The 24556-nt window shown below is 66.0% G+C and carries 23 protein-coding genes and 1 pseudogene; 10 read left to right on the top strand and 14 right to left on the bottom strand.

Going from position 1 to position 24556, the window contains the following annotated elements; genetic code table 11:
• Positions 1-91 precede the first annotated feature (91 nt).
• On the top strand, positions 92-1027 hold the full coding sequence (locus P0Y59_13110; protein WEJ97904.1) for an ABC transporter ATP-binding protein: 936 nt from the start codon (positions 92-94) through the stop codon (positions 1025-1027).
• Positions 1024-1797 (top strand): ABC transporter permease, encoded by a 774-nt coding sequence (locus P0Y59_13105; protein ID WEJ97903.1) that lies wholly within the window; start codon positions 1024-1026, stop codon positions 1795-1797. The genes P0Y59_13110 and P0Y59_13105 overlap by 4 nt, the downstream gene beginning before the upstream one ends.
• Positions 1798-1829: 32 nt before the next feature.
• Here the strand turns inward: P0Y59_13105 and P0Y59_13100 are convergent, their stop codons facing one another.
• Together P0Y59_13100 and P0Y59_13095 are read right to left on the bottom strand one after the other, a co-directional pair.
• On the bottom strand, positions 1830-3704 hold the full coding sequence (locus P0Y59_13100; GenBank protein ID WEJ97902.1) for a CocE/NonD family hydrolase: 1875 nt from the start codon (positions 3702-3704) through the stop codon (positions 1830-1832).
• A 230-nt stretch (positions 3705-3934) separates the two neighbouring features.
• Complete coding sequence (locus P0Y59_13095; protein ID WEJ97901.1) at positions 3935-4597, bottom strand: heme-binding beta-barrel domain-containing protein; 663 nt, start codon at positions 4595-4597, stop codon at positions 3935-3937.
• Positions 4598-5099: 502 nt separating this feature from the next.
• On the opposite strand from P0Y59_13095, the gene P0Y59_13090 reads away from it, so the two are divergent.
• Together P0Y59_13090 and P0Y59_13085 are read left to right on the top strand one after the other, a co-directional pair.
• On the top strand, positions 5100-5513 hold the full coding sequence (locus tag P0Y59_13090; protein ID WEK02565.1) for a glycine zipper 2TM domain-containing protein: 414 nt from the start codon (positions 5100-5102) through the stop codon (positions 5511-5513).
• 151 nt (positions 5514-5664) lie between these two features.
• Positions 5665-6621, top strand: a complete 957-nt coding sequence (locus P0Y59_13085; GenBank protein WEJ97900.1) for a hypothetical protein — start codon at positions 5665-5667, stop codon at positions 6619-6621.
• Between the two features lie 72 nt (positions 6622-6693).
• Here the strand turns inward: P0Y59_13085 and P0Y59_13080 are convergent, their stop codons facing one another.
• Positions 6694-6918 (bottom strand): hypothetical protein, encoded by a 225-nt coding sequence (locus P0Y59_13080; GenBank protein ID WEJ97899.1) that lies wholly within the window; start codon positions 6916-6918, stop codon positions 6694-6696.
• A gap of 160 nt (positions 6919-7078) precedes the next feature.
• On the opposite strand from P0Y59_13080, the gene P0Y59_13075 reads away from it, so the two are divergent.
• The 5 genes and pseudogenes from P0Y59_13075 (at position 7079) to P0Y59_13055 (ending at position 12400) form a co-directional block, all read left to right on the top strand.
• Positions 7079-7810 (top strand): response regulator transcription factor, encoded by a 732-nt coding sequence (locus P0Y59_13075; GenBank protein ID WEJ97898.1) that lies wholly within the window; start codon positions 7079-7081, stop codon positions 7808-7810.
• Positions 7807-9126: an ATP-binding protein gene (locus P0Y59_13070; GenBank protein ID WEJ97897.1), complete on the top strand. Its 1320-nt coding sequence runs from the start codon at positions 7807-7809 to the stop codon at positions 9124-9126. The genes P0Y59_13075 and P0Y59_13070 overlap by 4 nt, the downstream gene beginning before the upstream one ends.
• Positions 9127-9223: 97 nt before the next feature.
• Complete coding sequence (locus P0Y59_13065) at positions 9224-9922, top strand: carbonic anhydrase (GenBank protein ID WEJ97896.1); 699 nt, start codon at positions 9224-9226, stop codon at positions 9920-9922.
• Positions 9919-11428, top strand: a pseudogene (locus P0Y59_13060) (SulP family inorganic anion transporter). The gene P0Y59_13065 and the pseudogene P0Y59_13060 overlap by 4 nt, the downstream one beginning before the upstream one ends.
• 156 nt (positions 11429-11584) lie before the next feature.
• Positions 11585-12400 (top strand): TorF family putative porin, encoded by an 816-nt coding sequence (locus P0Y59_13055; protein ID WEJ97895.1) that lies wholly within the window; start codon positions 11585-11587, stop codon positions 12398-12400.
• 48 nt (positions 12401-12448) lie between these two features.
• On the opposite strand, the gene P0Y59_13050 is transcribed toward P0Y59_13055, so the two are convergent.
• The 6 genes from P0Y59_13050 to P0Y59_13025 form a co-directional block, all read right to left on the bottom strand.
• Entirely contained in the window at positions 12449-14143 is a 1695-nt protein-coding gene (locus P0Y59_13050; GenBank protein WEJ97894.1) for a hypothetical protein, read from the bottom strand.
• A gap of 186 nt (positions 14144-14329) precedes the next feature.
• Positions 14330-14695 carry a hypothetical protein gene (locus tag P0Y59_13045; GenBank protein ID WEJ97893.1) on the bottom strand — a complete coding sequence of 122 codons (366 nt, stop codon included), beginning with the start codon at positions 14693-14695 and terminating at the stop codon, positions 14330-14332.
• A 60-nt stretch (positions 14696-14755) separates the two neighbouring features.
• Positions 14756-15511: a hypothetical protein gene (locus P0Y59_13040; GenBank protein ID WEJ97892.1), complete on the bottom strand. Its 756-nt coding sequence runs from the start codon at positions 15509-15511 to the stop codon at positions 14756-14758.
• Positions 15508-16392, bottom strand: coding sequence for a S8/S53 family peptidase (locus P0Y59_13035; GenBank protein WEJ97891.1), 885 nt, complete (start codon positions 16390-16392; stop codon positions 15508-15510). Before P0Y59_13035 ends, P0Y59_13040 begins: the two co-directional genes overlap by 4 nt.
• A 27-nt stretch (positions 16393-16419) precedes the next feature.
• Positions 16420-18624: a cupin domain-containing protein gene (locus P0Y59_13030; GenBank protein ID WEJ97890.1), complete on the bottom strand. Its 2205-nt coding sequence runs from the start codon at positions 18622-18624 to the stop codon at positions 16420-16422.
• 237 nt (positions 18625-18861) lie between these two features.
• Positions 18862-19323: a hypothetical protein gene (locus P0Y59_13025; protein ID WEJ97889.1), complete on the bottom strand. Its 462-nt coding sequence runs from the start codon at positions 19321-19323 to the stop codon at positions 18862-18864.
• Positions 19324-19713: 390 nt separating this feature from the next.
• Between P0Y59_13025 and P0Y59_13020 the strand changes: the two genes are divergently transcribed.
• Complete coding sequence (locus tag P0Y59_13020; protein WEJ97888.1) at positions 19714-20913, top strand: GGDEF domain-containing protein; 1200 nt, start codon at positions 19714-19716, stop codon at positions 20911-20913.
• 34 nt (positions 20914-20947) lie between these two features.
• Here the strand turns inward: P0Y59_13020 and glpX are convergent, their stop codons facing one another.
• The 5 genes from glpX to P0Y59_12995 all read right to left on the bottom strand — a co-directional run bounded on the left by glpX (position 20948) and on the right by P0Y59_12995 (position 24549).
• Positions 20948-21913: a class II fructose-bisphosphatase gene (gene glpX, locus P0Y59_13015; GenBank protein ID WEJ97887.1), complete on the bottom strand. Its 966-nt coding sequence runs from the start codon at positions 21911-21913 to the stop codon at positions 20948-20950.
• Positions 21914-22009: 96 nt separating this feature from the next.
• Positions 22010-22765, bottom strand: coding sequence for a glutaminyl-peptide cyclotransferase (locus tag P0Y59_13010; protein ID WEJ97886.1), 756 nt, complete (start codon positions 22763-22765; stop codon positions 22010-22012).
• Positions 22762-23586, bottom strand: coding sequence for a 2,3,4,5-tetrahydropyridine-2,6-dicarboxylate N-succinyltransferase (dapD, locus tag P0Y59_13005; GenBank protein ID WEJ97885.1), 825 nt, complete (start codon positions 23584-23586; stop codon positions 22762-22764). Before dapD ends, P0Y59_13010 begins: the two co-directional genes overlap by 4 nt.
• On the bottom strand, positions 23586-24248 hold the full coding sequence (locus P0Y59_13000) for a pyrimidine 5'-nucleotidase (GenBank protein ID WEJ97884.1): 663 nt from the start codon (positions 24246-24248) through the stop codon (positions 23586-23588). Before P0Y59_13000 ends, dapD begins: the two co-directional genes overlap by 1 nt.
• A gap of 67 nt (positions 24249-24315) precedes the next feature.
• Positions 24316-24549 carry a hypothetical protein gene (locus P0Y59_12995; protein WEJ97883.1) on the bottom strand — a complete coding sequence of 78 codons (234 nt, stop codon included), beginning with the start codon at positions 24547-24549 and terminating at the stop codon, positions 24316-24318.
• Positions 24550-24556 lie beyond the last annotated feature (7 nt).

Genomic DNA, 24556 nt, shown 5'->3' with positions numbered 1-24556 from the left:
CGGCCGTGACTATCGATCCGCCCTAGTTTTCGCGGGGCGGTTGTTCCGCCCCGATGGCGACATTATTTGTGCCCCAACGAAAAGGGGCTCCATGGAAACCATCCTGTCCGTAAAGGGCGTCTCCAAGACTTATGCGTCCGGCCACCGTGCGCTCGAACCGGTCGATCTCGATATCAGGAAAGGCGAAATCTTCGCGCTGCTCGGGCCGAACGGCGCGGGCAAGACGACGCTGATCAGCATCATCTGCGGGATCGTCACGCCCTCGTCGGGCAGCGTCACGGTGATGGGGCATGATGCGCTGACCGATTATCGCTCGGCGCGCCGGCTGATCGGGCTGGTGCCGCAGGAGCTGTCGGTCGACATGTTCGAGACCGTGCTGGCGACCGTCCGGTTCAGCCGCCGCCTGTTCGGGCGGGCCGGGCACGATGCCTATATCGAGCAGGTGTTGCGCGACCTGTCATTGTGGGACAAGCGCAAGTCCAAGATCATGGAATTGTCGGGCGGCATGAAGCGCCGCGTGCTGATCGCCAAGGCGCTGTCCCACGAACCAGACATCCTGTTCCTCGACGAGCCGACCGCGGGCGTCGACGTGTCGCTTCGCCGCGACATGTGGAAGCTGATCCACCGGCTGCGGGAGAAGGGCACCACCATCATCCTCACCACCCATTATATCGACGAGGCGGAGGAGATGGCCGACCGGGTCGGCGTGATCGACAAGGGCAGGATCGTCCTGGTCGAGCAGAAGGCCGACCTGATGAAGCGGCTGGGCAAGCGCCAGATGCTGATCTCGCTGCAGGAGCCGATGACGAGCGTGCCGGCTGCGCTGAGCGAATGGCAGGTCGAACTGGCCGATGAGGGCCGCACGCTGGCCTATAGCTTCAACGCGGAGGACGAGCATATCCCGGCGCTGCTGGGCAAGCTCGGCGAGCTCGGCATCGGTTACAAGGACCTGGAGACTCACAAGAGCTCGCTCGAGGACATCTTCGTCGACCTTGTCGAACACAAGCCGGCGGAGAAAGCGGCATGAGTGCGGGTATCAACACCCACGGCATCTGGGCGATCTATCGCTTCGAGATGGCGCGCGCGCTGCGCACCCTGTGGCAGAGCCTGGTCACGCCGGTCATCACCACCTCGCTTTATTTCGTGGTGTTCGGCGGCGCGATCGGATCGCGCATGCAGGAGGTTGGCGGGGTCGGCTATGGCAGCTTCATCGTGCCCGGCCTGATCATGCTGTCGCTGCTGACGCAGAGCATCTCCAATGCGTCGATCGGCATTTATTTCCCCAAATTCACCGGCACCATGTTCGAACTTCTCTCGGCGCCCGTCTCGGCGATGGAGATGGTGGTCGGCTATGTCGGCGCGGCGGCGACCAAGTCGATCGTGCTGGGGCTGATCATCCTCGCCACCGCGGCGCTGTTCGTGCCGCTGCACATCGCGCACCCGCTGGCGATGCTGACTTTCCTGGTACTGACCAGCGTGACGTTCAGCCTGTTCGGCTTCATCATCGGCATCTGGGCCAAGGGGTTCGAGCAATTGAGCTTCGTGCCCGCGCTGCTGATCACCCCGCTGACCTTCCTTGGTGGCGCCTTCTACTCGATCGACATGCTGCCCGAGCCGTGGCGCACGGTCAGCCTGTTCAACCCGGTCGTCTATCTGGTCAGTGGATTCCGCTGGGCGTTCTTCGACAAGGGCGATGTCAGTGTCGTGGTGAGCCTTGGCGTGACGGCGCTGTTCCTGGTGGCGTGCCTCGTGCTGGTCGGGTGGATCTTCAGGACCGGTTGGCGCCTGAAGAATTGATCCAGATCTTCCCCGGGACGGGGAGGATCTGATCACATCACCGGCAGCGTCACCTTCGATCCGGCGCATATCTTCTGCATCGCCTTCACGAAATCGCCGGGCTTGGCGCGGGCGATGTTCGGCACGAATTTCTGCGGGTTGCGGTCGAGCATCGGGAACCAGCTCGACTGGACCTGAACCATGATGCGGTGGCCCTTGAGGAAGACATGGTCGCGCTCGTGCAGCGGCACGTCCCAGGCCATGACCTTGCCCGGCACCAGCGCCTGGGGTGCGGTGTCGCTGCCGAGGAAGCGGCCGCGACGGACATCCATCGCGATCGGCAACTGATAGCCGTTCAATGACTTCGCATAGTCGCCGGGCTGCAATTGCTCGGGCGCCTTCACGTAATTGTCGGGGAAGACGTCGATCAGCTTGACCACGAAATCGCTGTCGGTGCCGCTGGTCGAGGCCATCAGCCGCGCGGCGACGCTGCCGGTGACGGTGAGGTTCGCGGTCAGCGGCGCGGTCATGTAGCTCAGCACATCGGGCCGGCCGCCGAGGAAACGCTGGTCGGCCGCTTCCCACCAGCGCCAGTCGGGGCTGAGATAGGTGCCCGACATCGGCCGCTGGCGAAACGGCACCGGGTTCGCGGGATCGGAGACATAATCGCGGCACGCTTCGCCGGCCGGAGGCGCGGTGAAGGAGAGCGAGCCGTCGGCGTGGAGGAACAGGTCCTTCGCCCTGGCGCCGGTGGCCGGCCAGCTTTTATAGTCCTGCCATTTCCAGCTGCCGCCCTGGAAGCTCTTCACGCCGGCTTCGGGCCGTTTGCCCTTGCCGTGGAGCCAATAGGCGAAAAAGGGCGCCTCGATCTGTTCGAGGAACTGCTGGCCGCTCGGCACGCCATAGGGGATTGGGCCGAGGGTGTCGTTGGACGTGCGCCAGGTACCGTGTGCCCAGGGGCCGGCGACCATCGACACGAGACCGTCGGGATCGTTCTGCTTCTGCTTGAAATAGATCTGCCAGGAGCCCCAGGGGTCCTCCTGATCCCAATAGCCGGCGACGTTCAGCGTGGGCACCGTCGCCTTGCCGAGCGTGTCGCTCCAGCGCTGGCTCGTATAGAAGCTGTCGTGATTGGGGTGGTCGAGCAGCGAGGTGAACATCGGCACCCGCCCCTTGAAGTGACGCTTGTCGATATTCTCGACGGGGCCGATCTTCAGGAACCAGTCGTACGTGTCGTAGCTGTCATAGTCGAACGCCTTGTTGTCGTTCTTGTCGATCTGGAGCCCATAGACCCAGTCGGTCGCATAGCTCAGCCGCAGCGCGCCGTTGCGGTGCAGATCGTCGTTCATCCAATAGTCGATCCACGCCGCCTGCGGGCTGACCGCCTTCAGCGCCGGATGTGGGTGGGCCAAAGCGACCGCCGCGGCGAAGCCGGGATAGGAGACGCCCATCATCCCGACCTTGCCGTTATTGTCCGGCACGTTCTTGACCAGCCAGTCGATCGAATCATAGGCATCGGTCGCCTCGTCGATCGCCTTGGGATCGTTCGGATGGACCGAGGTCGACAGGGTGAAGACGCCGTCCGACTTGAAGCGCCCGCGCATCGATTGCGAGACGAAGATATAGCCGTCCCTGTCCAGCGCCGCCCAGCCCTTCGGCACTGACGACGGTGCGGTGAGGCTGAGGCCATAGGGCGTGCGCGAGAAGAGGATCGGCAGCGGGCCGGTCTGGTTGCGCGGGCGAAGGATGACAGTCTGCATCCTCGCGCCGTCGCGCATCGGCACCATCACCTCCTGGAGGATATAGGGGGATTGAGTGGTTTCGGCCGGGGCGGGAAGGGACGTGGTCGTGGTCTGGCCGGCGATCGCGGGAGCAGTCGCGCCGAGCAGGAGCGCCACGACGGCGCAGGTGGATTTCAGATGATGCACGAACGTCTCCCCGGCTTGGTGCCCGCATCCTGCGGCCGGGCGGGCGGAAGTCAATCGTTGCGCACGGATACGACCCGCTTGCCTGGGCGGCTCGGGCGGTTTGCGGTGAAACAAGTACGTCCACAAACAGGCAGCTTACCAGCGCCCGATGATCGAGCTCATATCAGCTCAGCGTCCTCCGCGCCTCTGCGCGAACCCTTTTCCTTGCTGCAACCGCGCCAACGGGCTGGTCACGCATCCTTGGTCGCGTTCCGCTTCGCCAGGATCGCGGCCAGGGGATTGGGCCTGGGTTCCCCGACTTTCTTCAGGGTATTCTGGTCGCGATGCGTGAACGGTGCCTCGCGGCCGTGCACCAAGAGGACGGTATCGGTGACATAGCTCCAGCTGCCATCGGCATTGAAACTGATCTCGATGCGATAGCTGTCGGTCCGGAAGGCATATTCGAGAAAGGCGGTCGAGCAGATGCCATAGCCGGTCTCGCCACGGGTCGCGGACACCACCAGGCTGTCTGCGTCGGCAGTCGACTGGCCGGAAGCGAGCGCTACCTGGCCTCGTGGGATCGCCAGGGTCTGGAGGACGAGGCCGGTCGCGGGCTCCCACAACCAGTAACCGACCTGGTCGTGGAAGGTGATGTCCTCCTCTTCGGTCGTGATGTGGATGTGGTAGCGGAGCCCGTAGAAAAGCTGGGGCCCGTTCGCCTGCGGGTCGATCGGATCGAAATCGATATGCTCGATGAAGACACGGCGTTCGGGTCCGTCTGCCTTCGGGTTCAGGTCGACGCCCTTGCGGGCACGCCAGCGCCCGGCCAGCCGCCGGAGTGGACCGAGATTGGCGAGGGTGTCGGGATCGACGTCGCTTGGTTCGGTGAAGACGTCTTCAGGAAAGCCAATCATCGGAGATCCTTTCGGGTGCTGCCTGGCCAGCGGTTCGTAGCGTTAATCGGGACGGTGGGCTGATATTCGTCGAATAATGCGGCCGGAATGGCACTTATTCGTTCATGAGGGGTTTCGGTACGCAATCGTATCAAAAACGATGTAACCTCAGGAGCAGAATATGAAGATGATCACCCTGTGCAGCGCACTGGCGCTTGCCGCGATCGGTTGCGCACCGCTTTCTGCCCAACAGCCGCAGGATTGGCGCGGCAACGGCAGCTCAGGCTGGGACCGCGACGCATTCTGGCGCGGCGCACCCGCCGGCCCGCGCGAGCGGATCACCTTTCTGCAGCAGCGCATCGATCGCGGCGTCGCGGATCGCAGCCTCGACCGGGGCGAGGCGCGCCGCGCGCAATATCAGCTCAACAGCATTCGCATGGATCTGAACCGTGGCCGCATGACGCCCGATCGTCGCGATATGATCCTCGGCCGGCTTGACGATCTGAGCCGTTCGCTGCGCTGGATGCGCAACAACGACCGGGGCGGGTATCCGAACGGTCGTGACGGGTATCAAAACGGCCGTGACGGCTACCAGAATGGGCGGGACGGCTATGGCGGCCAGGTCGTGACGCGCGAGGATGATCGCCGGTTCGCGACCGACTATGACGCGTCGCGCGATTATCGCGACGATCCCCGCTATACGGAGCGTCGCCTGTCGTCGAACGACCAGGTCTATCGCGGTTCCGACGGGCGCTATTATTGCAAGCGCAATGACGGCACGACCGGCCTGATCGTCGGTGCCATCGGCGGCGGTATCCTCGGCAACATCATCGATGGTGGCCACAACCGGGCAGCGGGCACGCTGATCGGCGGCGCGCTGGGCGCGCTGGCCGGCAAGTCGATCGACCAGAAGAACAGCGACGTCCGTTGCCGCTGATCGGCGGGGATCATTGATCTTTCGAGAGTGATACGGGGCTCCGCCGGCGAAACCGGCGGGGCCCCGTCATGTGTGGGGCAGCGTGTGCGGGAGTGCCTGCTGTGCCCGGTAATGTCGTGCGGTCGATTCGATCGGCCCCGGGGAGGGAATCATGGCCAGTTTCATCACCTGCCGGCACGTTGCGCGTGTGGCTGCGGCGCTCGCGGTCGTCGCGGCCGGCACGGCTGTCGCCGAAACCATCACGATCAGCGGGCACTTTCCCGCGCGGAACCGCGAGGCGAGTTATCTGCAGCGGCTGGCGATCGACCAGTTCCGCGGCCGCGATGGCGCGCAGCTCTCCAACGCGATCGGCAATGCGCTTGCCGAGGCCCGGAACGGGGGCGGACCGCATTTCATGCTGCTCGGCGATCCCGGTGCCCGCGCTGACGGCGTGCTGAGCGGATCGGCGACATCGGACTGGGAGGAGCACCGGGTGCAACTCACGCGCAACCACTGCGTGGAGCGCGCCGAGCCTGAGCCGGGGAAAAAGGGCGACGGCAAGTGCACCAGACATGAAGACGTGCCGGTCCCGTGCATGGAGCGCACGACGAGCCTGACCGCGTCGCTGCGCATCGTGCGCACGCGGGACGGCGCGATCGTCTATTCGGCGACCAAGCCCCGCAGCGAGACGATAAGCTGGTGCCCCGGCGAAAGCCCCTCGCGCAGCGCCGAGGCGACCATCGCGAGCATGATCGACGATATCGCCGGAGAGACGCGCGGCGATATCGCGCCGAAAGGCGAGACCTACAAGGTCCGGTATCGCGAGGATCGCACCGGCCTGTCGAAACCGCTGGTGGAGCAGTTCAAGGCAGTGCTTCGGCAGACTAAGATCGACGGCCCGGGCGCCTGTGCCGGATGGGCGTCGATTGACAGCGAGCAGCCCGGTCAGCACGCGATCCTCTTCAACATGGGGCTGTGTGCCGAGGAACGCGGGGACTATCCGGGGGCGATAGATCTGTACCGTCAGGCCGGGGCCGCGAAGCATGGGGACGACGTCAGGGTGGCGATCGGCCGGGCCCAGTCGTTGATCGCGGGCGCCGAGGACGAGGCGCGATTCCGGCGCCGCTAGCCCGAAAAAGGTCCGCCACGCCGAAAACGGGCCCGACGTGGCGGTAGTAGGACAGGGTTAGAGACGAGAAACTTAGTTGCGCGCGGCGGGAGCCTTGGCGGGCTGATCGTTGCGGGCGATCTCGGGCGCCTTCGTGTCGCACTTGACGATCGGGGTGGTGACACCCTTGCCGTGCGGCGCGAGGTGCTGGGCGAGGGCGCATTGGCGGGCGCCATCGGTGCGCGGCGCATCCGACGCGGCGACGGCCGGGGCGGCGGCACCCAGCAGCGCGGCTGCGAGAGCGATACGGACAAGCATGGACTATTCCTCGTAAATAATTGCGAGTATGCCCTATAGCCGCGTGGTCTTTGCTGGCCTTGCGCCGGTCGGTGACAAAGTGTTGCTGGCTGCGTTACGGCCATCGAAGCGATTGACCCCTACGGAGCACCTTCCTACCTCGCACTGCAACATGACAGCAATGAACACCCGCCCCAGCCCCGACGTTGCCCCCACCATCCTGCTGGTCGAAGACGACCCGGCACTGCGCACGCTGTCCACCCGTGCGTTGCAGGAGCATGGCTATATCGTTCGCCCGGCATCCGCCGCGCCCGAGATGTGGCTGGCGCTGAAGGCGGGGCCGGTCGATCTGGTCCTGCTCGACATCATGCTGCCGGGCACCAGCGGGATCGACCTGTGCCGTCAGCTGCGCAAGACAAGCGACGTGCCGATCATCTTCGTCAGCGCGAAGGGCAGCGAGACCGACCGGGTGATCGGGCTCGAGCTCGGCGCGGACGATTATCTCGCCAAGCCGTTCGGCACGCGCGAACTTGCGGCGCGAGTCCGGGCGGTGCTTCGCCGCGGCGCGCTCGACCGGCGCAGCGGAGAGCGCGAGCAGGGCGTGCTCAGCTTCGACGGCTGGACGGTCAACCTGCCGCGCCGCGAGCTGCTGTCCCCCGCCGGCGCGGTGGTCGAGCTGACCGGCGCCGAGTTCGACCTGCTGACCAGCCTGCTCGATCATGCCGGTCGGGTCATCGCGCGCGAGCGGCTGATCGAATTGTCGCGCACGCGGCTGACCGACAGCTCGGATCGTAGCGTCGACGTGCTGGTAAGCCGGCTGCGGCGCAAGCTGACTCATGGCGACAAGGCAGCACCGATCGTCACGGTTCGAGGTGTGGGCTATATGCTGAACACGGGCGTCATCCGTAGTTGAAGCATTTCGTGCGCCCGTCGATGGGCCTGCTCGGGCAGGTCGTCGCGATCCTGCTGCTTGTGGTCATTGTCGAATTCGCCGCGAGCACCATCTTCTACGAGCGCGCGAGCCATTTTTCGCTAAGCGGTGACCGGGCGCGGCGACTTGCCGAGCATCTGGTCATCGCCCGCCGCCTGGTCGCCGAGCTTCCCGCCGGCGAACGGCCGGCAATGGCAGCCGAGCTGTCGACCGATCACTATATGATGGCGTGGGAGCGCAGCCGCCCGCCGCCCCCGCCGCTCGCCCCGTCGCTCGACAGCATGCGCAAGGAGGTCGTCGCATGGGAGCCGACTCTCGCGCCAACCGACCTCCGCTTTCGCGTGGTGTCGCTCGGCAGCTCTTCGGTGGTTGTCGGCGGCGTGACCCTTCCCGACGGGAGCTGGCTTCATTTCCAGACGCTGAAGCCGGTCGCCAATCTAGATTTCTCGCCGAGCCGGATCCTCATCGCCTCGATGCTGGCGATCGCCGCGATGCTGCTGGGCGGATTGCTAATTCGCCGGACATTGCAGCCCATGCGTCTGCTGGCCGACGCAGCCGATCGCTTCGGCAGCCCCAACCAGACTCAGGTGCAGGAGGCGGGGCCGGGCGAGGTGCGCCGCGTGATCGGGGCGTTCAATCGCATGCAGGCGCGTATTCACCGGCTGATCGTCGATCGCACCCAGGCGCTGGCGGCGGTCGGGCACGATCTGCGTACGCCGCTCGCACGCCTCAGGCTGCGCGCCGACCGGGTGGTCGAGCCCGACCTGCGCGACACGATCCATGCGGATGTCGCCGAGATGGAGGCGATGGTCTCCTCGCTGCTCGCTTTTCTCGGTGGGGAACAGGATGCCGAGAAGCCGGTGCTGATCGACCTGGCGGTGCTGTGCGCGACGATCGCCGACAATGCCTGGGATGTGGGCCGCGACGCGCGGTATGTCGGGCCCGATCATCTGAACATGCTGATCAGGCCCTCGGCGATGCGGCGGGCGATCGGCAACCTGGTCGAGAACGGGTTGCACCACGGCAATGCCGTCGTGATCACGCTCACCGGCCGGGCTGAGCATATCGTCATATGGGTTGACGATGACGGCCCGGGCATCCCGCCGGAATCGCTGGAGGCAGTGCTTGAGCCGTTCGTCCGGCTCGATACCGCGCGCCGCCGCGATACCGTCGGTTTCGGGCTTGGGCTGTCGATCGTGGTGAAGGCGATCGAGAATGAGGGTGGCACGCTCAGGCTGTCCAACCGGCGGGAAGGTGGCCTGCGTGCGGAAATCATCCTGCCAACCCGCCAGACATAATTCCTTACAGACATGCGGCATCGCAGCAAAACTGCGACCCTAGATATCCTCCCTAAGCCGCGTCCGAAATGTTGGACGCGGTATCAGGAGTCCAGCAGTGAACGACCTTATTGGCCGCGTCATCAGTTTCGAAAAGCAGGTGTTTCCCAATCATAGCGCGCTCTTCGCGCAGCTCGTGAGCGACGGGCAGAGCCCCAAGGCGCTGATGATATCCTGCGCCGATTCGCGCGTGGTGCCCGAGCAGATCCTCCAGGCAGGCCCTGGCGAGCTGTTCGTCTGCCGCAATGCGGGCAACATCGTCCCGCCCTTTTCCAATCACACTGGCGGCGTGTCCTCCACGGTCGAATATGCCGTGATGGCGCTCGGCGTGCGCGACATCATCGTGTGCGGCCATGCCGATTGCGGTGCGATGAAGGCGCTGATGAACCCCGCCGGTCTCGAGCGCATGCCCAATGTTGCTGCATGGCTGCGCCACAGCGACGCCGCATGCTCGGTGGTGAACGACTGCTATCCGTCCGACATGGAGGATGCGGAGCGCGTCCGTGCCGCCGCGCTCGAGAATGTCGTCGCCCAGATCGCGCATCTGCGCACCCATCCGTCGGTCGCCTCGGCGATCGCGCGCGGCGAACTGGCGCTGCACGGCTGGTTCGTCGACATCCGCGAGGGCGTGATCCTTGCCCTTGACGGCGAGACCGGTCGTTTCGCCACCATCGCCGACGACCGTCCCATTCCGGTCGCCCTGGTAGCGGCGCAGCGCCTCGCCACCGGCTTCGACGCGCTGGAGGCGGCGGAATGAAGATCGCCGGTTTCGAGATGCCGTCGTTCGGCGTCATCTCGCGTGACTTCACGGCCTCGATCGTTGTTTTCCTCGTCGCGATGCCCCTCTGTATGGGCATCGCGGTCGCCTCCGGCGTGCCGCCCGAAAGAGGGCTGATCACCGGCATCATCGGCGGTGTTGTGGTCGGTTTCCTCGCCGGATCGCCCCTCCAGGTCAGCGGCCCCGCCGCTGGCCTCGCGGTCATTGTGTTCGAACTCGTACGCGACAAGGGCCTCTCGGCGCTTGGCCCGATCCTGATTCTTGCCGGCATCATCCAGGTCATCGCCGGTATCGCGAAGCTTGGCGGCTGGTTCCGCGCGATCTCGCCCGCCGTGGTGCACGGCATGCTCGCGGGCATCGGCGTGCTGATCGTGGTCGGTCAGTTCCACGTCCTGTTCGACGCGACCCCCGCTGTCGAGCGGCCTCGCCAACATCGCGGCGATGCCTGGCCGGCTGCTCGGCCTGTCGTTCGACGTCTCGGGGGTCGAGCGTGCCTTCGCGATCGGCCTGCTCACCATCCTTACCATGCTTGGCTGGGAGCGCTTCCGTCCCGCGGCCCTGAAGCAGGTGCCCGGCGCGCTGCTCGGCGTGCTGGCCGGTACGCTGGTCGCGTTCAGCCTCGGCCTCGATGTGAGCCGGGTCAACGTACCCCAGTCGATTGCCTCGGCGATCGCGCTGCCGGGCCCGGACCTGCTGCAGAAGTGGATGGACCCGTCGATCCTGGTGGCGGCGCTCGCCATCGCGTTCATCGCCAGCGCCGAGACGCTGCTGTCGGCCGCTGCGGTCGACAAGATGCATGATGGCGTCCGGACCAATTACAACAAGGAATTGCGTGCCCAGGGTATCGGCAACCTGCTGTGCGGCCTCGCCGGTGCGCTGCCGATGACCGGCGTGATCGTGCGCAGCTCGGCCAACGTGCAGGCAGGCGCCACGACTCGGTTGTCGACCATTCTTCATGGTACCTGGATCCTCGGCTTCGTCGCGCTGCTGCCCTGGCTGTTGCGTGAGATCCCGATGGCGGCGCTCGGCGCCGTGCTGGTGGTGACCGGCTGGCGTCTGGTGGGCATCGCGCATGTCCGTCATCTGTTCGGCAGCTACGGCATGTTGCCCGCCGCGATCTGGGCCATCACCCTGATCCTGGTGGTGGTGGAAGACCTGCTGACCGGCGTGCTGGTCGGTATCGCGCTCTCGCTGCTCGAACTGATCCCGCATGTTCGCCGCCTGCGCCTGAAGGTCGCGTCGGAGGACGGGGGCAGGGCAGTGCAGCTTTCGGGCAGCGCGACCTTCGTGACCCTGCCCAAGCTGTCGGACGCCCTGGAAGGGCTGCCGTCAGGGGAGAAGGTGCGGCTCGACGTGTCGAAGCTGTCGACCATCGACCATACGTGCGCCGAGTTGCTCAAGGACTGGCTGGTCCGCCGTCGTGCCGCCGGTCATCCGGTGGACGTCGTCGGGGCTTCCCCCAAACTGGCGGGGTTGGCCGCCTGAGCAATGATTCGTTACGAAACGGCAACCTAGGCGAGGTGGCCGTCAGATAAAGCAGGAGTGTCCGGACCGACCGTTTCCGATCCTCATTCCCCAGGAGGATGAGAGAAATGGCGGTCCGGGCCGCAGGAGGGACCCTATCCAAAAAAGGGGTGTCCCATGAAAACTCTCTATTTCGTCAGCGCTGCCATGTTCGCCATGGTCGCCGTGCCTGCCGCCGCGCAGGACACCGCGCCGCCGCCACCCGTCACCGTCTCCGGCAGCGTCGCGCTCGTTACCGATTACAGGTTCCGCGGCGTCTCCCAGTCGGACAAGGAAATGGCCATCCAGGGCGGCATCACCGTCGCGCATGAGAGCGGTTTCTATGCCGGCGTCTGGGGATCGAACCTCGCCGGCTGGGGCACGTTCGGCGGCTCCAACATGGAGCTCGACCTGATCGGCGGGTATAAGAGGTCGTTCGGCGGCGCCACGGTCGATGTCGGCCTGACCTGGTACATGTATCCGGGCGGCGCCGACCTTACCGATTTCGCCGAACCTTATGTGAAGGTCAGCGGCACGGTCGGCCCCGTGAGCCTGCTGGCCGGTGTCGCCTATGCGCCCAGGCAGAAGGCGCTGGGCAATTTCTCCAACACGCCGCAGAGCCGCGGGCAGAGCGAGGACAATCTGTACCTCTGGGGTGACGTGAGCGCCGGGGTCCCGGGCACGCCGATCACCGCCAAGGCGCATCTCGGCTATTCGGACGGCAATCCGGGCCTTGGCCCGAACGGCACCAGCGTGGCCCCGACCGGCAAATATGTCGATTGGCTGCTCGGCGTCGATTATGTGCTGGGGCCGGTCACGCTCGGCGCCGCCTATGTCGATACCAATATCGGCAAGGCGGAGGCGGCCTATCTCCAGCCGAACTTCTCGAGCACGAAGGACGGATCGTCGATCGCCGGTAGCAGGGTCGTCCTTTCGGTGACCGCGGCCTTCTGACGTCGGAGGAGGCGTCGCCATGGCTTGTCCATGGCGGCGCCTTTCCCTTCATTCCTTCGGCTTGCCGGGCACCGGCTTCGCCTGAGCGGCCCCGCCGGCATAGCTGGCCTTCTGGCTGAGCAGCCAGGAGAAGTCGGCGCCAAGCTGGCCGGATTGAGTGCCCTTGCCGGTCGCCGGATCGTAGCTGGTCCAGATATTGGCCGAGCTATGGCAGCCGGTGCAGCTCTCGGTGATGAACGACAGGGTGTTGATGCCCGGCTTCACCGGCTTGCCGAGCTTGTTCAGCGCGCTGTTCCACACCGGCGGATCGACCGCGCCGGTCGGGCAGTTGAATGAATCCGGCGTCTCCTCGCTCTTGCAGGCGGGCTGGTTGCCCTTCTGGAAATAGGTTTCCATCGTGATGTTGGTGAGGAAGGTCGGGGTCGGCCGGCCGCCGGGCTTGTTGGTCACCGCATCGGGAAGGCCGCCGTCCCAGGCCGATGGCGCCGCGCCCGGGTCGGTCGGCCACTGGGTGTCGATCAGCTGGTAATATTGCCAGACGCTGCCCATCTTCTTCAGCGCCGCCTGCGCCTGGGCGTTCAGCGCCACCTTGTCCCCGGGGATCGGGATGGCGCGCCACGCCTGGGTCGGGATTCGCGGATAGACGCCGCCAACCTTCTGCGGGAGCTGGTTGACCGCGCAGCTCGGGCAGTTCGTGTCGACGAAGGATGGGCTCAGCTTCGGATGGGTGACCGGATCGACATCGAGATTGTCGACCTGTTCGAAGGTCGACCAGATCCATTGCGGCGAGGTCGAGCTCTTGTGGCCGATATGCATGCCGACCATGCCGACCGTCACCTTGCGCTCGACCTGGCCGCCGTCCGGCCCCTGGTCGATCACTACGGCCGGCGTGGTGTAGAAGCGGCTGAAATCGTCCTTGCCCTCCTTCAGGATTCGCCAGGCGAACTTCAGCTCGGTGGAGCCGCTCCAGTCCTTGTCCGGCGTGCCGAACGGCATGCCGACCTTGCCGCCGCCCTGGGTGAAGGCGACCTGTCCGTTGATGTTGTACAGGCGGTTCGCGCAGAGATAGCCGACCTCGTTCGGGTCGATCACGATCTCGTAATAGACGAACTCGCCATTCTGATCGATCAGCGGCCCCGAGAATGCCTGTTGGATGTCGCCGAGGTTCGAGGCGTTGAGTTCGCCCACCGCCGAGATCACACCGAGGAAGCGCGTCAGGCGCGGGTCGGCATTTGCCGTGGCCTGGGCGGAAAAGGCCTTGAGGCCGCGGCTGACCGGCCTGCTCAGGTCGCGGCGCAGCACGAGGGTGCGCTCGCCGGCCTTCAGTCCGCAGGCGGCCGGGATCGCGCCATCGGCCTGGAAGATCGAGCTCGAATTATGCCACAACGTCCAGCGCGGCGCGCCGAAACCGGTGTCTGTGATCTTCGGTGCCGCCTTGCCCGCATTGTCCGTCGGCCAGTTCAGCGCGACGAACATCTGCCAGGAATAGAGATCGAACTCGCGCTGCACCTCGGCGAACTTCTTCTCGCCTTCGAGCTTCTTCTTGAGCGCGATGTCGACGTCGCCCGGGAATTGCGCCGTCACTTCCGGCGCGAAATCGGGGAAGGCGGCGAGATAGGATGGCCCGGACGGTCTTGCCGGCGTTACCGTGCAGGCGGCAAGCAGGCCGATCCCGGCGATCGTCGCCATCGCGGCGGCCGCGCCGCGCCGGCTGACCCGCCGGCCCTTGATCGAGAATCTCATCATCGTCCCCTCGCTTTCGAATTCCGGTTCGAAATTCGGCGACGGTGACGCTGTCGCCGGCATGGCGCCGCCCGCGGCACACGGCAGGGGCGCGACGGCCGGACGATATGGCCGGAGCGTGTTTATGCAACGGGAGACGAAATCGTTTCGGTTGCAAATCGGTTCGCTAGGAAGGCCGCTGCCCGCTTACAGCGCGCCCGGCCTGACGATGCTCATCATGCCGCCGGGCTGGAGCACGACGACCCAGTCGAGCGCCCGCAGGTCCTTGTCGGCCGCGCAATGCGCGATCCAGGCATGGCGGCCCTTTACCGGCGCATGCGCTGACGATCCCGTTACCGACGAACATTCGCCACCCGCGTCCTTGATCGCCTTGAGCAACACGGAGTCGCGCTGCTTGTCGGTCAGTGCGTTGATTCGATCAGCGTAATAATCCTTTTCGGCGGGCGGCGCGGGTGACGCGGCGGCGGTGACGCCGTTGTCCGGCGCCGGTGCCTGCTCGCATCCGCCTAGCGCGAGGAGGATCAGCGCGGGAATCAGGGCCTGGGTCTTCATCGATGCGAACTCCGATTGGGCTGGCTTTGTCTAAACCCGGCCGGTCGCAAATCCAAACCTTCAGCGGCGGCGTTTCGCGCGCTTCGGCTGCACCAGGGCCAGGTGGCGCTCGAACAGGGCGATGTCCTCGGCGAAGAAGCGGGTCAGGTCCTCCACCCCGTGAGGTGAGGCTGGACGCGGGGGACCGGCGTTGATCTTCCTGTCGTTCGCGATGCGCGTGCCGAGCCCGGCATTGAGCAGGTCGAGCGACCGGTCCATCGCCTCGACCACGCCGACCATGTCGTACCGGCCGAGATCTTTCGGCAGGAAGAACATCTCGTCGATCGGCCCGAAAGTGCCGCCGTCGCGGTCGAACCTGATCTGCCCGCCGCAATCGAGGAAGCGCCGGACAAACGCCTCGATGTCGAGGCTGAACAGTTCGACCATTTCAGGATAGCGGTCGCGGTAGCGCACGATGCCGGTGCCGACGTCCGACTGCCCCTCCACGAGGTGGTGGCGCCCGTAATAATAGGTCGAATAGAATCGGTCGACCGGGTGGCGGATGAAAGTGAAGAGATAGTCGCCCTCTTCCCGCTCGAGCTTCTCGGCCCCGAACACGCCGAAGGAAATGTCCACCTTGCGCAATCGCTGGAGATCGAACCGGCATAATTTCTCGCCCGGCGGCTCGAACAGGATCGGAAGGCGGCCGGGGGACTGGGCGGCGAAGAGCTGCATCGGCTCATAATATTGACGGGCGTACCGGCGCCGGAACTCGCCGAGCAGCTTCATCGTAAGGAAACGCCGCGCTGCCTTGGGCAGGCTGTGGAAGACGATCATGCCGCCGAACGCTCCATCGGATGCCGTGCCTCAAGCCAGGTGAGGCTGGCGGCTGCGTCGAGCGGTGGCGGCACGATGCTGCGTGCCCGTCGCGGTTCGAGCAGCAATGCCTCCCGGAGGCGCGCCGCCGGAAGTCGCGGATAGAGCGACCGCAACAGCGCCAGGGCGCCGGTGACGAACGCCGTGGCGACGCTCGAACCGCCCATGATGCCCGCTTTGTCCGGCGCGAGCGCGCCGCGTATCCCGGCGGCAGGGGCGGAGAGGCCGCGACGGCCGATGCCCGGCCCGAGGTTGGAACGCAGGTCGATCGATCCATCCGCCAGGCTGGCGGCGACCGGGATCACCCAGTCGTCGGCGAACAGCCATACCGGCCCGAGGCGCGCCTGGTTGCCCGATGCGGCGACCAGCAGCGTGCCCGCCGCCCGGGCGCGGGAACAGGCATCGAGCATCTCGGGAATGGCGCGGGGACTGCCGGCGGCGATGCCGACGCTGAGGTTGATCACCTGAGTACCAGTATCGATCAGCCGGTGGATGGCATCCGCCAGCGCCTCCGGTCTGACCGAGGGGATCGCGCCCGGCCCGGGCAGTTCGGCGAAGACCGGCAGGCTGACGAGCGTCGCATCGGGGCAGATGCCACGAATCCCCAGCGCGCCGTTGCCGACCAGCAGGCTGGCGAGGAAGGTGCCATGGCGGCAGCCGAGGCTGTCGGCGAGCATGCAGCGCGCCGCCCCGTCGCCACCGGGTGTCTCGATCAGCGCCGTGGCGAGCGCCGGATGGCCACCCTCCACCGCGCCGTCGATCAGGCCGATGCGCACCCCGGACGCGCGCGTTCGTGTCATGAGGGGATCGAGCCGTGCCAGCTCGAACGGGTCGCGCGTCACGCCAGCTTCCCCGCCGTGCCCGGCATGTCAGTCCTTTTCGAACACGGGGCGCAACGGCGTCACCATGAAGGGGAACATGCCGGTGACGTCGACCCGCGCGGCATAGAGCTCGCGCACATCGGTCTTGCGGCTGACGAAGCGAAGCGTGACGTCGACCAGCCGGCGCTGCGACCGGGTCGAGACAGGGCTGATGCCGACGCCCTGCAGGCTCTGGTCGCGGCCGTAATTGTCGATCACCAGGCTGTAGATCGCCGGATAGCGCATCGCGAGATAATTGACCGCGCGGTGCTCGTCGAGGTCGCCGACATTGTCGATCAGCTGGGTGATGCGGTTGAGCAGGTCCTGGCCGGCGGCGACCTGGCCCTTGTCGAGTGGCAGCGCCTTCACGAATTCGTCGACGCTGAACGAATAGATCTTGCTGGCGAGGACCGTGGGCAGGGAGAGCCCGCCACAGGCGCTGGCCGGCAGCGACAAGGCTGACCGCGAGCCGATCAGCACGTTGGTCCCGCCGGGCTGCGAGCCAAGAGCGAGCGAGCCGATCAACTCGGCCAGCTCGATGCCGGATTTCGGCACGACCGTGAACGTCTCCACCCCGCCCACGCTGAACACCCAGCACATCTCGCGGGCGATATAGGCGTTCTCCGACTGGCTCAGCACCTGATGGAGCACTTCGCGGTCGGTCAGGTTCACGGTGTCGGCGGAGCGCACGACCTGGGCCAGTTCCTTCTCGATGTCGATCGAGGGGAAGCGGGCGTTGATCCGGCCGATCGCATAGACATAGCCCGGTCCGGCGACTGACTCGGCGCAGCTGGCACAGCCGCAGCCGCCCGAATCCGCATGGCCGGCGGGACTTGCCTCGTCGCGGGTGGCGCTCATCGGCGCGATGATCGTCCCGGCCTCCTGATTGGCATAGGTCATGGATTGTCCTCCTTCGGAAATATGGGATGTGGCTGAAAGGGTCGTCGGGGCGGCAGCGGTCGGGTCTTCACCGGGGCGGTCGGGTTGGCGCGGGATCGTCAGGAAGCCCTTTCGAACGAGCTCGCGGGCGAGGTCGGCACGATCGTCGGCCGATCCGTCGCCGGGGATCGCGCCGACGGCGAAATCGCTGGCGGTGGCGAGGAATTCGAACGCAGGCAGCATCGCGAGCGGCCGCCTGACATTGTCCTCCATGAAGCGGAGCACTGCCTGCTCGCCGACGGTTTCGGCGATCGCGACAAGGCCGGTGCGGCGCCGCACGATCGTCATGTCATTCAGCGCGGGAAGATGGTCGAGCACTTCCCAGTAACCGTCGGGGATCGGCTCCTGGCCGCTGCGGTACCGCCCGCGCCAGAGATCGATGCCGCGGCCGAGATCGACCTGCGCACCGATCCGCGCCACGGCGTCAGGCGCGGCGGCAAGGTCGTGCCGACCGGAACCGTCCTCTGCCAGCACCAGCGGAATCGCGGCGCGCAGGGTATCGGATTCCAGCGCATTGCGGGCCAGTGCGTGCTCGGCGGCTTCGAGCCAGGTCAGGCCGTGCAGCGCGACGGTGAGATGCAGCGAGGTCTCGCCGCGGTTCACCACCTCATGCCCGAAGCCGCGCGGGACGTAGAGCAGATCGCCGGGGCCGAGATCGAATTCCTCGATGAACGGGCCTGAGTCCCAGCTTCCCATGGCCGGCAACGCCTTTTCGGCCAGCTCGATCAACTGGCGCAGCGGCTTGATGCGGTTGCCAGGCTCGAACAGGCGCCAGCGCTTCGCCCCGTGAATCTGGAAGATGAAGAAGTCGTGCGTGTCGTAGTGCTTGGGATAGGCCTGCCCGTCGGGCGGCGAGAGATAGGCATTGGTGGTGACCGGGCAGACGAGCGCGCGTTCCAGCTCCCGCGTCACGAGTGCCATCGCCGGCAGGCGCCTGTGCAAGCCGTGGATGACGATCGACTTGCCCTGTTCGAAGGCGCGGTAGAATTCGTTCACCGGCGGCGGCTTGTTCATCTCGTCCCGCCCGCGGAACTGGAGATCGACGCCTTCCTCGCTGTCGGAGAGGCGATATTCCCCAGGGCGCAGGCGGCCCGTGAAAAGCAAATTGTCCACCGCGGCGAGCGAGAAGATCTGCCGGTAGAAGAGCGGCTGGCCGCGGCGGATGAGCAGCGGCCTGGTGCCCCAGTAGCTGGCCAGGAAATCGGCGGGCGCAACATCGTGCAGCAGGCGCCGCAGCGTCATTTCCTCGGGCGCCGGGCTCGGATCGCCGTTCATCCGGGCGATCCTTTTCCCGATATCGGCCCTATGCTCCTGGCGTCACCGCGTCGCGGATCATCGGGCGATGCGATGACGTGCATTGTTTCATCCGCGAATCAGGGGTGGCGAGCTTCCCACTGCGCCGATCTGGAGGCCGTCGCCCGGGGGGGGCGGGACGCGGCGGGGAGGGCGGGCAAGCTCTTTTCTCATCTCCCCCTTTGTCTCGTCCGGCGAGTGTCCGCCGGTGCGACGGGGTCAGGTGCCCTTGCAGACGTCGTTGAGGAGATTGCCGGTATTGCCGCCTTCGGAGCAGACCTTCTGCATCAGCGGATAGAAGGCGGAGACGACCGTACTGCACTTGATCGCGCCGTCGGCGCTCGTCCTGTTCGATTCGATGCATTTCGTGAGCATCTCGGCATAGCTGGCGTTCGGGCTGCGGCCATTGCATCGCGCGAACATGCCGATCCAGGAGCTGCAGGCGAAACCGCGCTGCCCTTGCCCGTTCTGCATATTGCTGATCGCGTCGCTCAGGCCGCTGATCGCCGCGCGTGCGGCGGAGGACAGGGCATCGCCGATCGATTCGATGGCTTCCCTGATGAAATCGAGGAATTGCGGTTCGACCATTCCGTCGGAATCGATGAGCAGGCTGGCGCCGCCATAATAGGCGCCCGCGGTTGGCGTGAGACTGTTGGTCGCGGTGAAGCCCGGCATGCTCATGTCATCGCTCCTTTGTCGCATTTTTCCGTTTCGCCCGGGGTGGCCCCGGGGAACAAGCGGGGAGGCGCGACTATCGGTCTTCTCCCCCTGGCCGAGGCGATATGGCCGGCCGGATTCGCCCGCAACAAGCGGTAGTACCAATATGGTGTTATTTATCGGCGGCGCGCGGGTGCTGCATCAGATTATTAATGTAGTTCAATGCGATAGGGAAGATGCAGCCATTTTCGTCACTAACCTGCTTACCAGGATGGTTACTTCGAAGACGTGAGCGACAGGACCCGCTGGTTTGTCGATGCGCCCCTTTCCGACCGCCGGGCCGCCTTCACCTTTTCTTTCCCCAACCGGCTCTACGGTTGCGTGCCGGTGGGTCGCGCATGAGGGAAGGAGAGCATGAACGGAGCCGTTTTCGCGCTGGCGGTCAATGCCGGCATGGCGTTGCTGTTCGCCGCGAGCTTCGCCGTGATCGCCCTGTCGTACCGCGCCCAGCGCAGCGCGCTGTGGTTCTGTGCCGGCTTTGCCATGGGCGCGCTGACTCCCGTCAGCGAATTGCTGGTGCGGTTCAGCGACGTGCCCGATCCGTTCGTCGTCACCAGCTACGCCACGTTCCTTGCCTCGCTCCTGCTGATGACTGCCGGACTCCAGTCGTTCCATGGCCAGCGTCGCGCCTGGGGTGTCATTGCCACGTTGTTCCTGCTGGGCATGGCGCTTCGCGCGACGATCTGGGGCGGGGCACGCAACACGATCGCCTATGAACTGGTCTTTCAGGTGCCGTTCGCCATCGCGGCGCTGCTGGCGTCACTGACCGCCTTCCGCGTCGGGCGCTCGAAGCCGCTCTATCTCATATTATCGGCCAGCTATGGCCTCATCGCCCTGCATTTCGCGACCAAGCCGTTCTTCGCCGTCGCGTTCGGCTCGGGCAGGACGGCGCAGGAATATTCAACCAGCACCTATGCGCTGTTCTCCCAGGCCTGCACCGGAATCCTGATGGTGGGCACCGGGCTCCTGCTGCTCCTGCTCGTCGTGCAGAAGGCGGTGGCTCAATCCCAGCTCGATGCTGAAACCGATCCGCTGTCCGATATCGCCAACCGGCGCGGGTTCGACCGGCAGGCGCAACAGGCCTTTGCCCGGGCCGACCGGCTCGGCCGTCCGCTGTCGGCGGTGATGTTCGATCTCGATCACTTCAAGGCGATCAACGATACGCATGGTCACGACGTTGGCGACCAGGTGATCGCTGCCTTTGCCGGCCTGTTGCAGCGGGCGGCGCCGCAATCGGCCATCGTCGCGCGGATCGGCGGCGAGGAATTCGCGATGCTGCTTGAGCGGACCACCGCCGAGAGCGCCTGCCTGAGCGCCCAGGCGATCCGCGTCGCGACCGCCGACCTCACGACCGGCGGGCTGCCGCCGGTGACCGTCAGCGGCGGTGTCGCCGAGCGGCGGGAAGGCGACAGCCTGGCCGATCTGATGCGCCGGGCCGACCGGGCGTCCTACCGGGCCAAGGAAGAGGGCCGCAATCGCATCTGCATCGCCCGCGACCTCATCGAGCCGGCGCTCGGGCAGAATGTCGTCACGCTGAACGTCCGGCGCGCATAGCATCGGCCGTATCGTCGTGGCAGAGGCGCCGCCGTCAGATCCGGTGTTCGCCCTTGACCCAGCGCACCGTTCCCGAGCTGGCGCGCATCACCACGCTCTCCGTGGTCATCACGGTTGCCTTGCGCTTCACTCCGGCGAGCAGCGAGCCATCGGTGACGCCGGTCGCGGCGAAGATGCAGTCGCCCTTGGCCAGTTCGGTGAGGTCATATTGCTTGTCGAGATCGGTCACGCCCCATTTGCGGGCGCGGGCGCGCTCGTCGTCGTTGCGGAACAGCAGCCGGCCCTTGAACTGGCCGCCGACGCAGCGCAGCGCAGCCGCCGCCAGCACGCCCTCGGGCGCGCCGCCTGAGCCGAGATAGATGTCGATCGTCGTATCGGGGTTGGTCGTCGCGATCACGCCCGCGACGTCGCCGTCGCCGATCAGCATGATGCCGCAGCCAAGCGCGCGCAGCTCCGCGATCAGCTTCTGGTGGCGCGGGCGGTCGAGCACGCAGGCAATGATGTCGGAAGGTTCAACCCCCTTGGCGGCGGCGACCGCCTTCACATTCTCGGTCGGGCTCTTGTCGAGATCGATGATGCCCTCGGGATAGCCCGGGCCGATCGCGATCTTGTCCATATAGACGTCGGGGGCGTTGAGCAGGCCGCCCTGTTCGGCGATCGCCAGCACCGCGAGCGAATTCGGTCCAGCCGTCGCGCAGATCGTGGTGCCTTCGAGCGGGTCGAGCGCGATGTCGATCTTCGGACCCTTGCCGATCGCCGAGCCGACCTTCTCGCCGATGAACAGCATCGGGGCCTCGTCGCGTTCGCCCTCGCCGATCACCACTGTGCCGTCCATATAGAGTTCGTTCAGCGCCTCGCGCATCGCCTCGACGGCGGCGGCATCGGCTGCCTTCTCGTCGCCGCGGCCGACGAGCTTCGAGGCGGCGATGGCGGCGGCTTCGGTGACGCGGACCATTTCGAGCACGAGAACGCGGTCGAGGACCTTGCTGGCGGTGGTCATTGGCGGTGATTTCCCCTCGGATGTTGCGGGCGGGATAGGAGCGGGGTGTGACGTTGTCGAGACGCTAGCTGAGGAGAAGCCCCACTCGGCCAATGGTCAGCCCTTGGGTGGCTTGATCTCGAACAGGGTCGGCCACAGCTTGCCGGTCACGTAGAGATGGCGGCCCCTTGCGTCCCACGCGATGCCGTTGGGAACTGCCTCGGGGTCGGTTTCTCCCACTGCGGTGATCAGGGCCGACAGGTCGATCCAGCCGATGACATGACCGTCCGCCGGATCGATCCTGACGATATATTGGGTGCGCCAGACGTTGGCGAGAATCTCGCCGTCGACGAATTCGAGCTCGTTGAGCTGATCGATCTGGCGCCCGTTCGCGGTGACGGTGATGCGCCGCTGCTCCTTCAGGGTGGCGGGATCGAGGAAGCGCAGCTGGGCCGTGCCGTCGGACATGACGACCGTCCGGTCGTTGCTGGTGAGTGCCCAGCCTTCGCCGGGATAGGAAAAGCTGCCCAGCTTGCGGAAGCCGTCGAGCGTCCAGCGGAACCCGGTGTGATGCTGCCAGGTGAGGCTGACGATCTGGCTGCCGACGGGCGCGATCCCTTCGCCGAAATAAGGCGACGGGATCGAGACGCTCCTGATCACCTTCCCGGTTTCCAGCTCGACCTTGCGGATGCTGGACTCGCCGACCTGGCCGGTGCTCTCGTAGAGATGGCCATCCCGGTAGAACAGGCCCTCGGTGAAGGCATCCGGGTCGTGCGGCAGAGTGCGCACGACCTGCGCTGGAACGACCGGGAGCGCTGGCGGCGCCGGGGCGGCCGCCAGCAGCAGGAACAGGCAGGCAAGCTTGCGGATCAATCCCGCAGCAATTCGTTGATGCTGGTCTTTGACCGGGTCTGCGCGTCGACGCGCTTGACGATGACGGCACAATAGAGCGCCGGCTTGCCGTCTCCGCCGCCCATGCTGCCGGGCACCACCACCGCATAGGGCGGCACCTCGCCCCGGAAGACATCGCCGGTCGCCCGATCGACGATCTTGGTCGAGGCGCCGAGATAGACGCCCATCGACAGCACCGCGCCCTCGCCGACGCGAACGCCCTCGGCCACCTCGGCCCGCGCACCGATGAAGGCGCCGTCGCCGATGATGACCGGATCGGCCTGGAGCGGTTCAAGCACGCCGCCGATGCCGGCGCCGCCCGAGAGATGGACGTTCTTCCCGATCTGCGCGCAGCTGCCGACCGTCGCCCAGGCATCGACCATCGTGCCCTCGCCGACATGGGCGCCGATATTGACGAAGCTCGGCATCAGGATCGCGCCCTTGGCGATGAAGGCGCCGCGCCGCGCGACGGCACCGGGGACCACGCGGATGCCGGCGGCGCGGAACTCGGCCTCGCCCCAGCCGGCGAATTTCGAGGGGACCTTGTCGAACGCGGGCGCGCCCGCCGCGCCGCCATCGACCAGCACATTGTCGTTGAGGCGGAAGGACAGGAGCACGGCTTTCTTGAGCCACTGGTTGACGCGCCAGCCGCCCTGGCCGTCGGGCTCGGCGACACGGGCCGCACCTGAATCGAGCAGCCCGAGCGCTGTCTCGACGGCGTCACGCACCGCGCCGGTGGTGCCGGTGCTGACCCCGTCGCGCGAGTCCCATGCCGCTTCGATAATGCCCTGCAAGTCGCTCATCATGCCTCCAATATGCTTTCCAGCCAGTGCCGGATATCGTGTGTCGTGAAATCGATATAGCTGCGGTCCATGTCGGCCGCCTGCTCGGAGCCGTTGTCGACCCAGACCGTGGTCATGCCGATCGCCTTGGCCGGCTTCAGGTTGCGCGCCATGTCCTCGACGAACAGGCTCTCGGCTGGATCGATGCCGAACGCGGCACAAAGGCCGGCATAGGCCGATGTCTGCGGTTTCGGCTTCAGGTCCATCGCATGGATGTCGTGCACCGCCTCGAAGCTCGCGCCCAGGCCGAGCCGGTCGAGCACGCGGGCGGCATAGGGCGTATCGGCATTGGTGAAGACGATCTTGCGTCCCGGCAGCCTGGCGATGGCGGCGGCGAGAGGCAGGTTCTCCTCAAGCACGTCCATCTCGATATCATGGACGAAATCGAGGAACTGGTGCGGATCGACCTGATGCTCGGCCATCAACCCGGCGAGCGTGGTGCCGTGGCCGAGGAAATAGCCTTTCTGGATACGGCGCGCCTCGACCAGGTCGCAGCCGAAACGATCGGCGATATAGGCGCCCATCTTCCGGTCGATCTGGTCGAACAGCCGGGCACTCGCCGGATACAGCGTGTTGTCGAGGTCGAAGATCCAGTTACGGACGGGAGCGAGGCGCGCGAGCATGGCGCGAGGCTCTAGGCGGGCGGCGCCCCCGGGGCAAGGCGGGGCAGGGGCGGGCGGTCCTGCCCCTTCACCCGACAGCCGATTGCGTGATCCGCTCATGCGCGTCGGTCAGGTGGAATCCATAGGTGTCGATATCGTCGAGGCAAGTGTTCACATCGACGCCCGCATGCGGCTCGTCCCGGTGCATGTCGAGCGACTTGAACGCAGTCCACGGGGCATAGCGCGGCGGCAGGTTGGCGCCGGCGGCGTCCCGGGTGAAGCCGAACACCCGGCCGGGTCCTCTGAACGTGTGAATCAGCATCGCGCTT

Origin of the sequence: Candidatus Sphingomonas phytovorans, assembly GCA_029202385.1 — a bacterium.
Classification (GTDB): domain Bacteria; phylum Pseudomonadota; class Alphaproteobacteria; order Sphingomonadales; family Sphingomonadaceae; genus Sphingomonas; species Sphingomonas phytovorans.
This window is presented reverse-complemented; position numbering and strand designations above follow the sequence as displayed.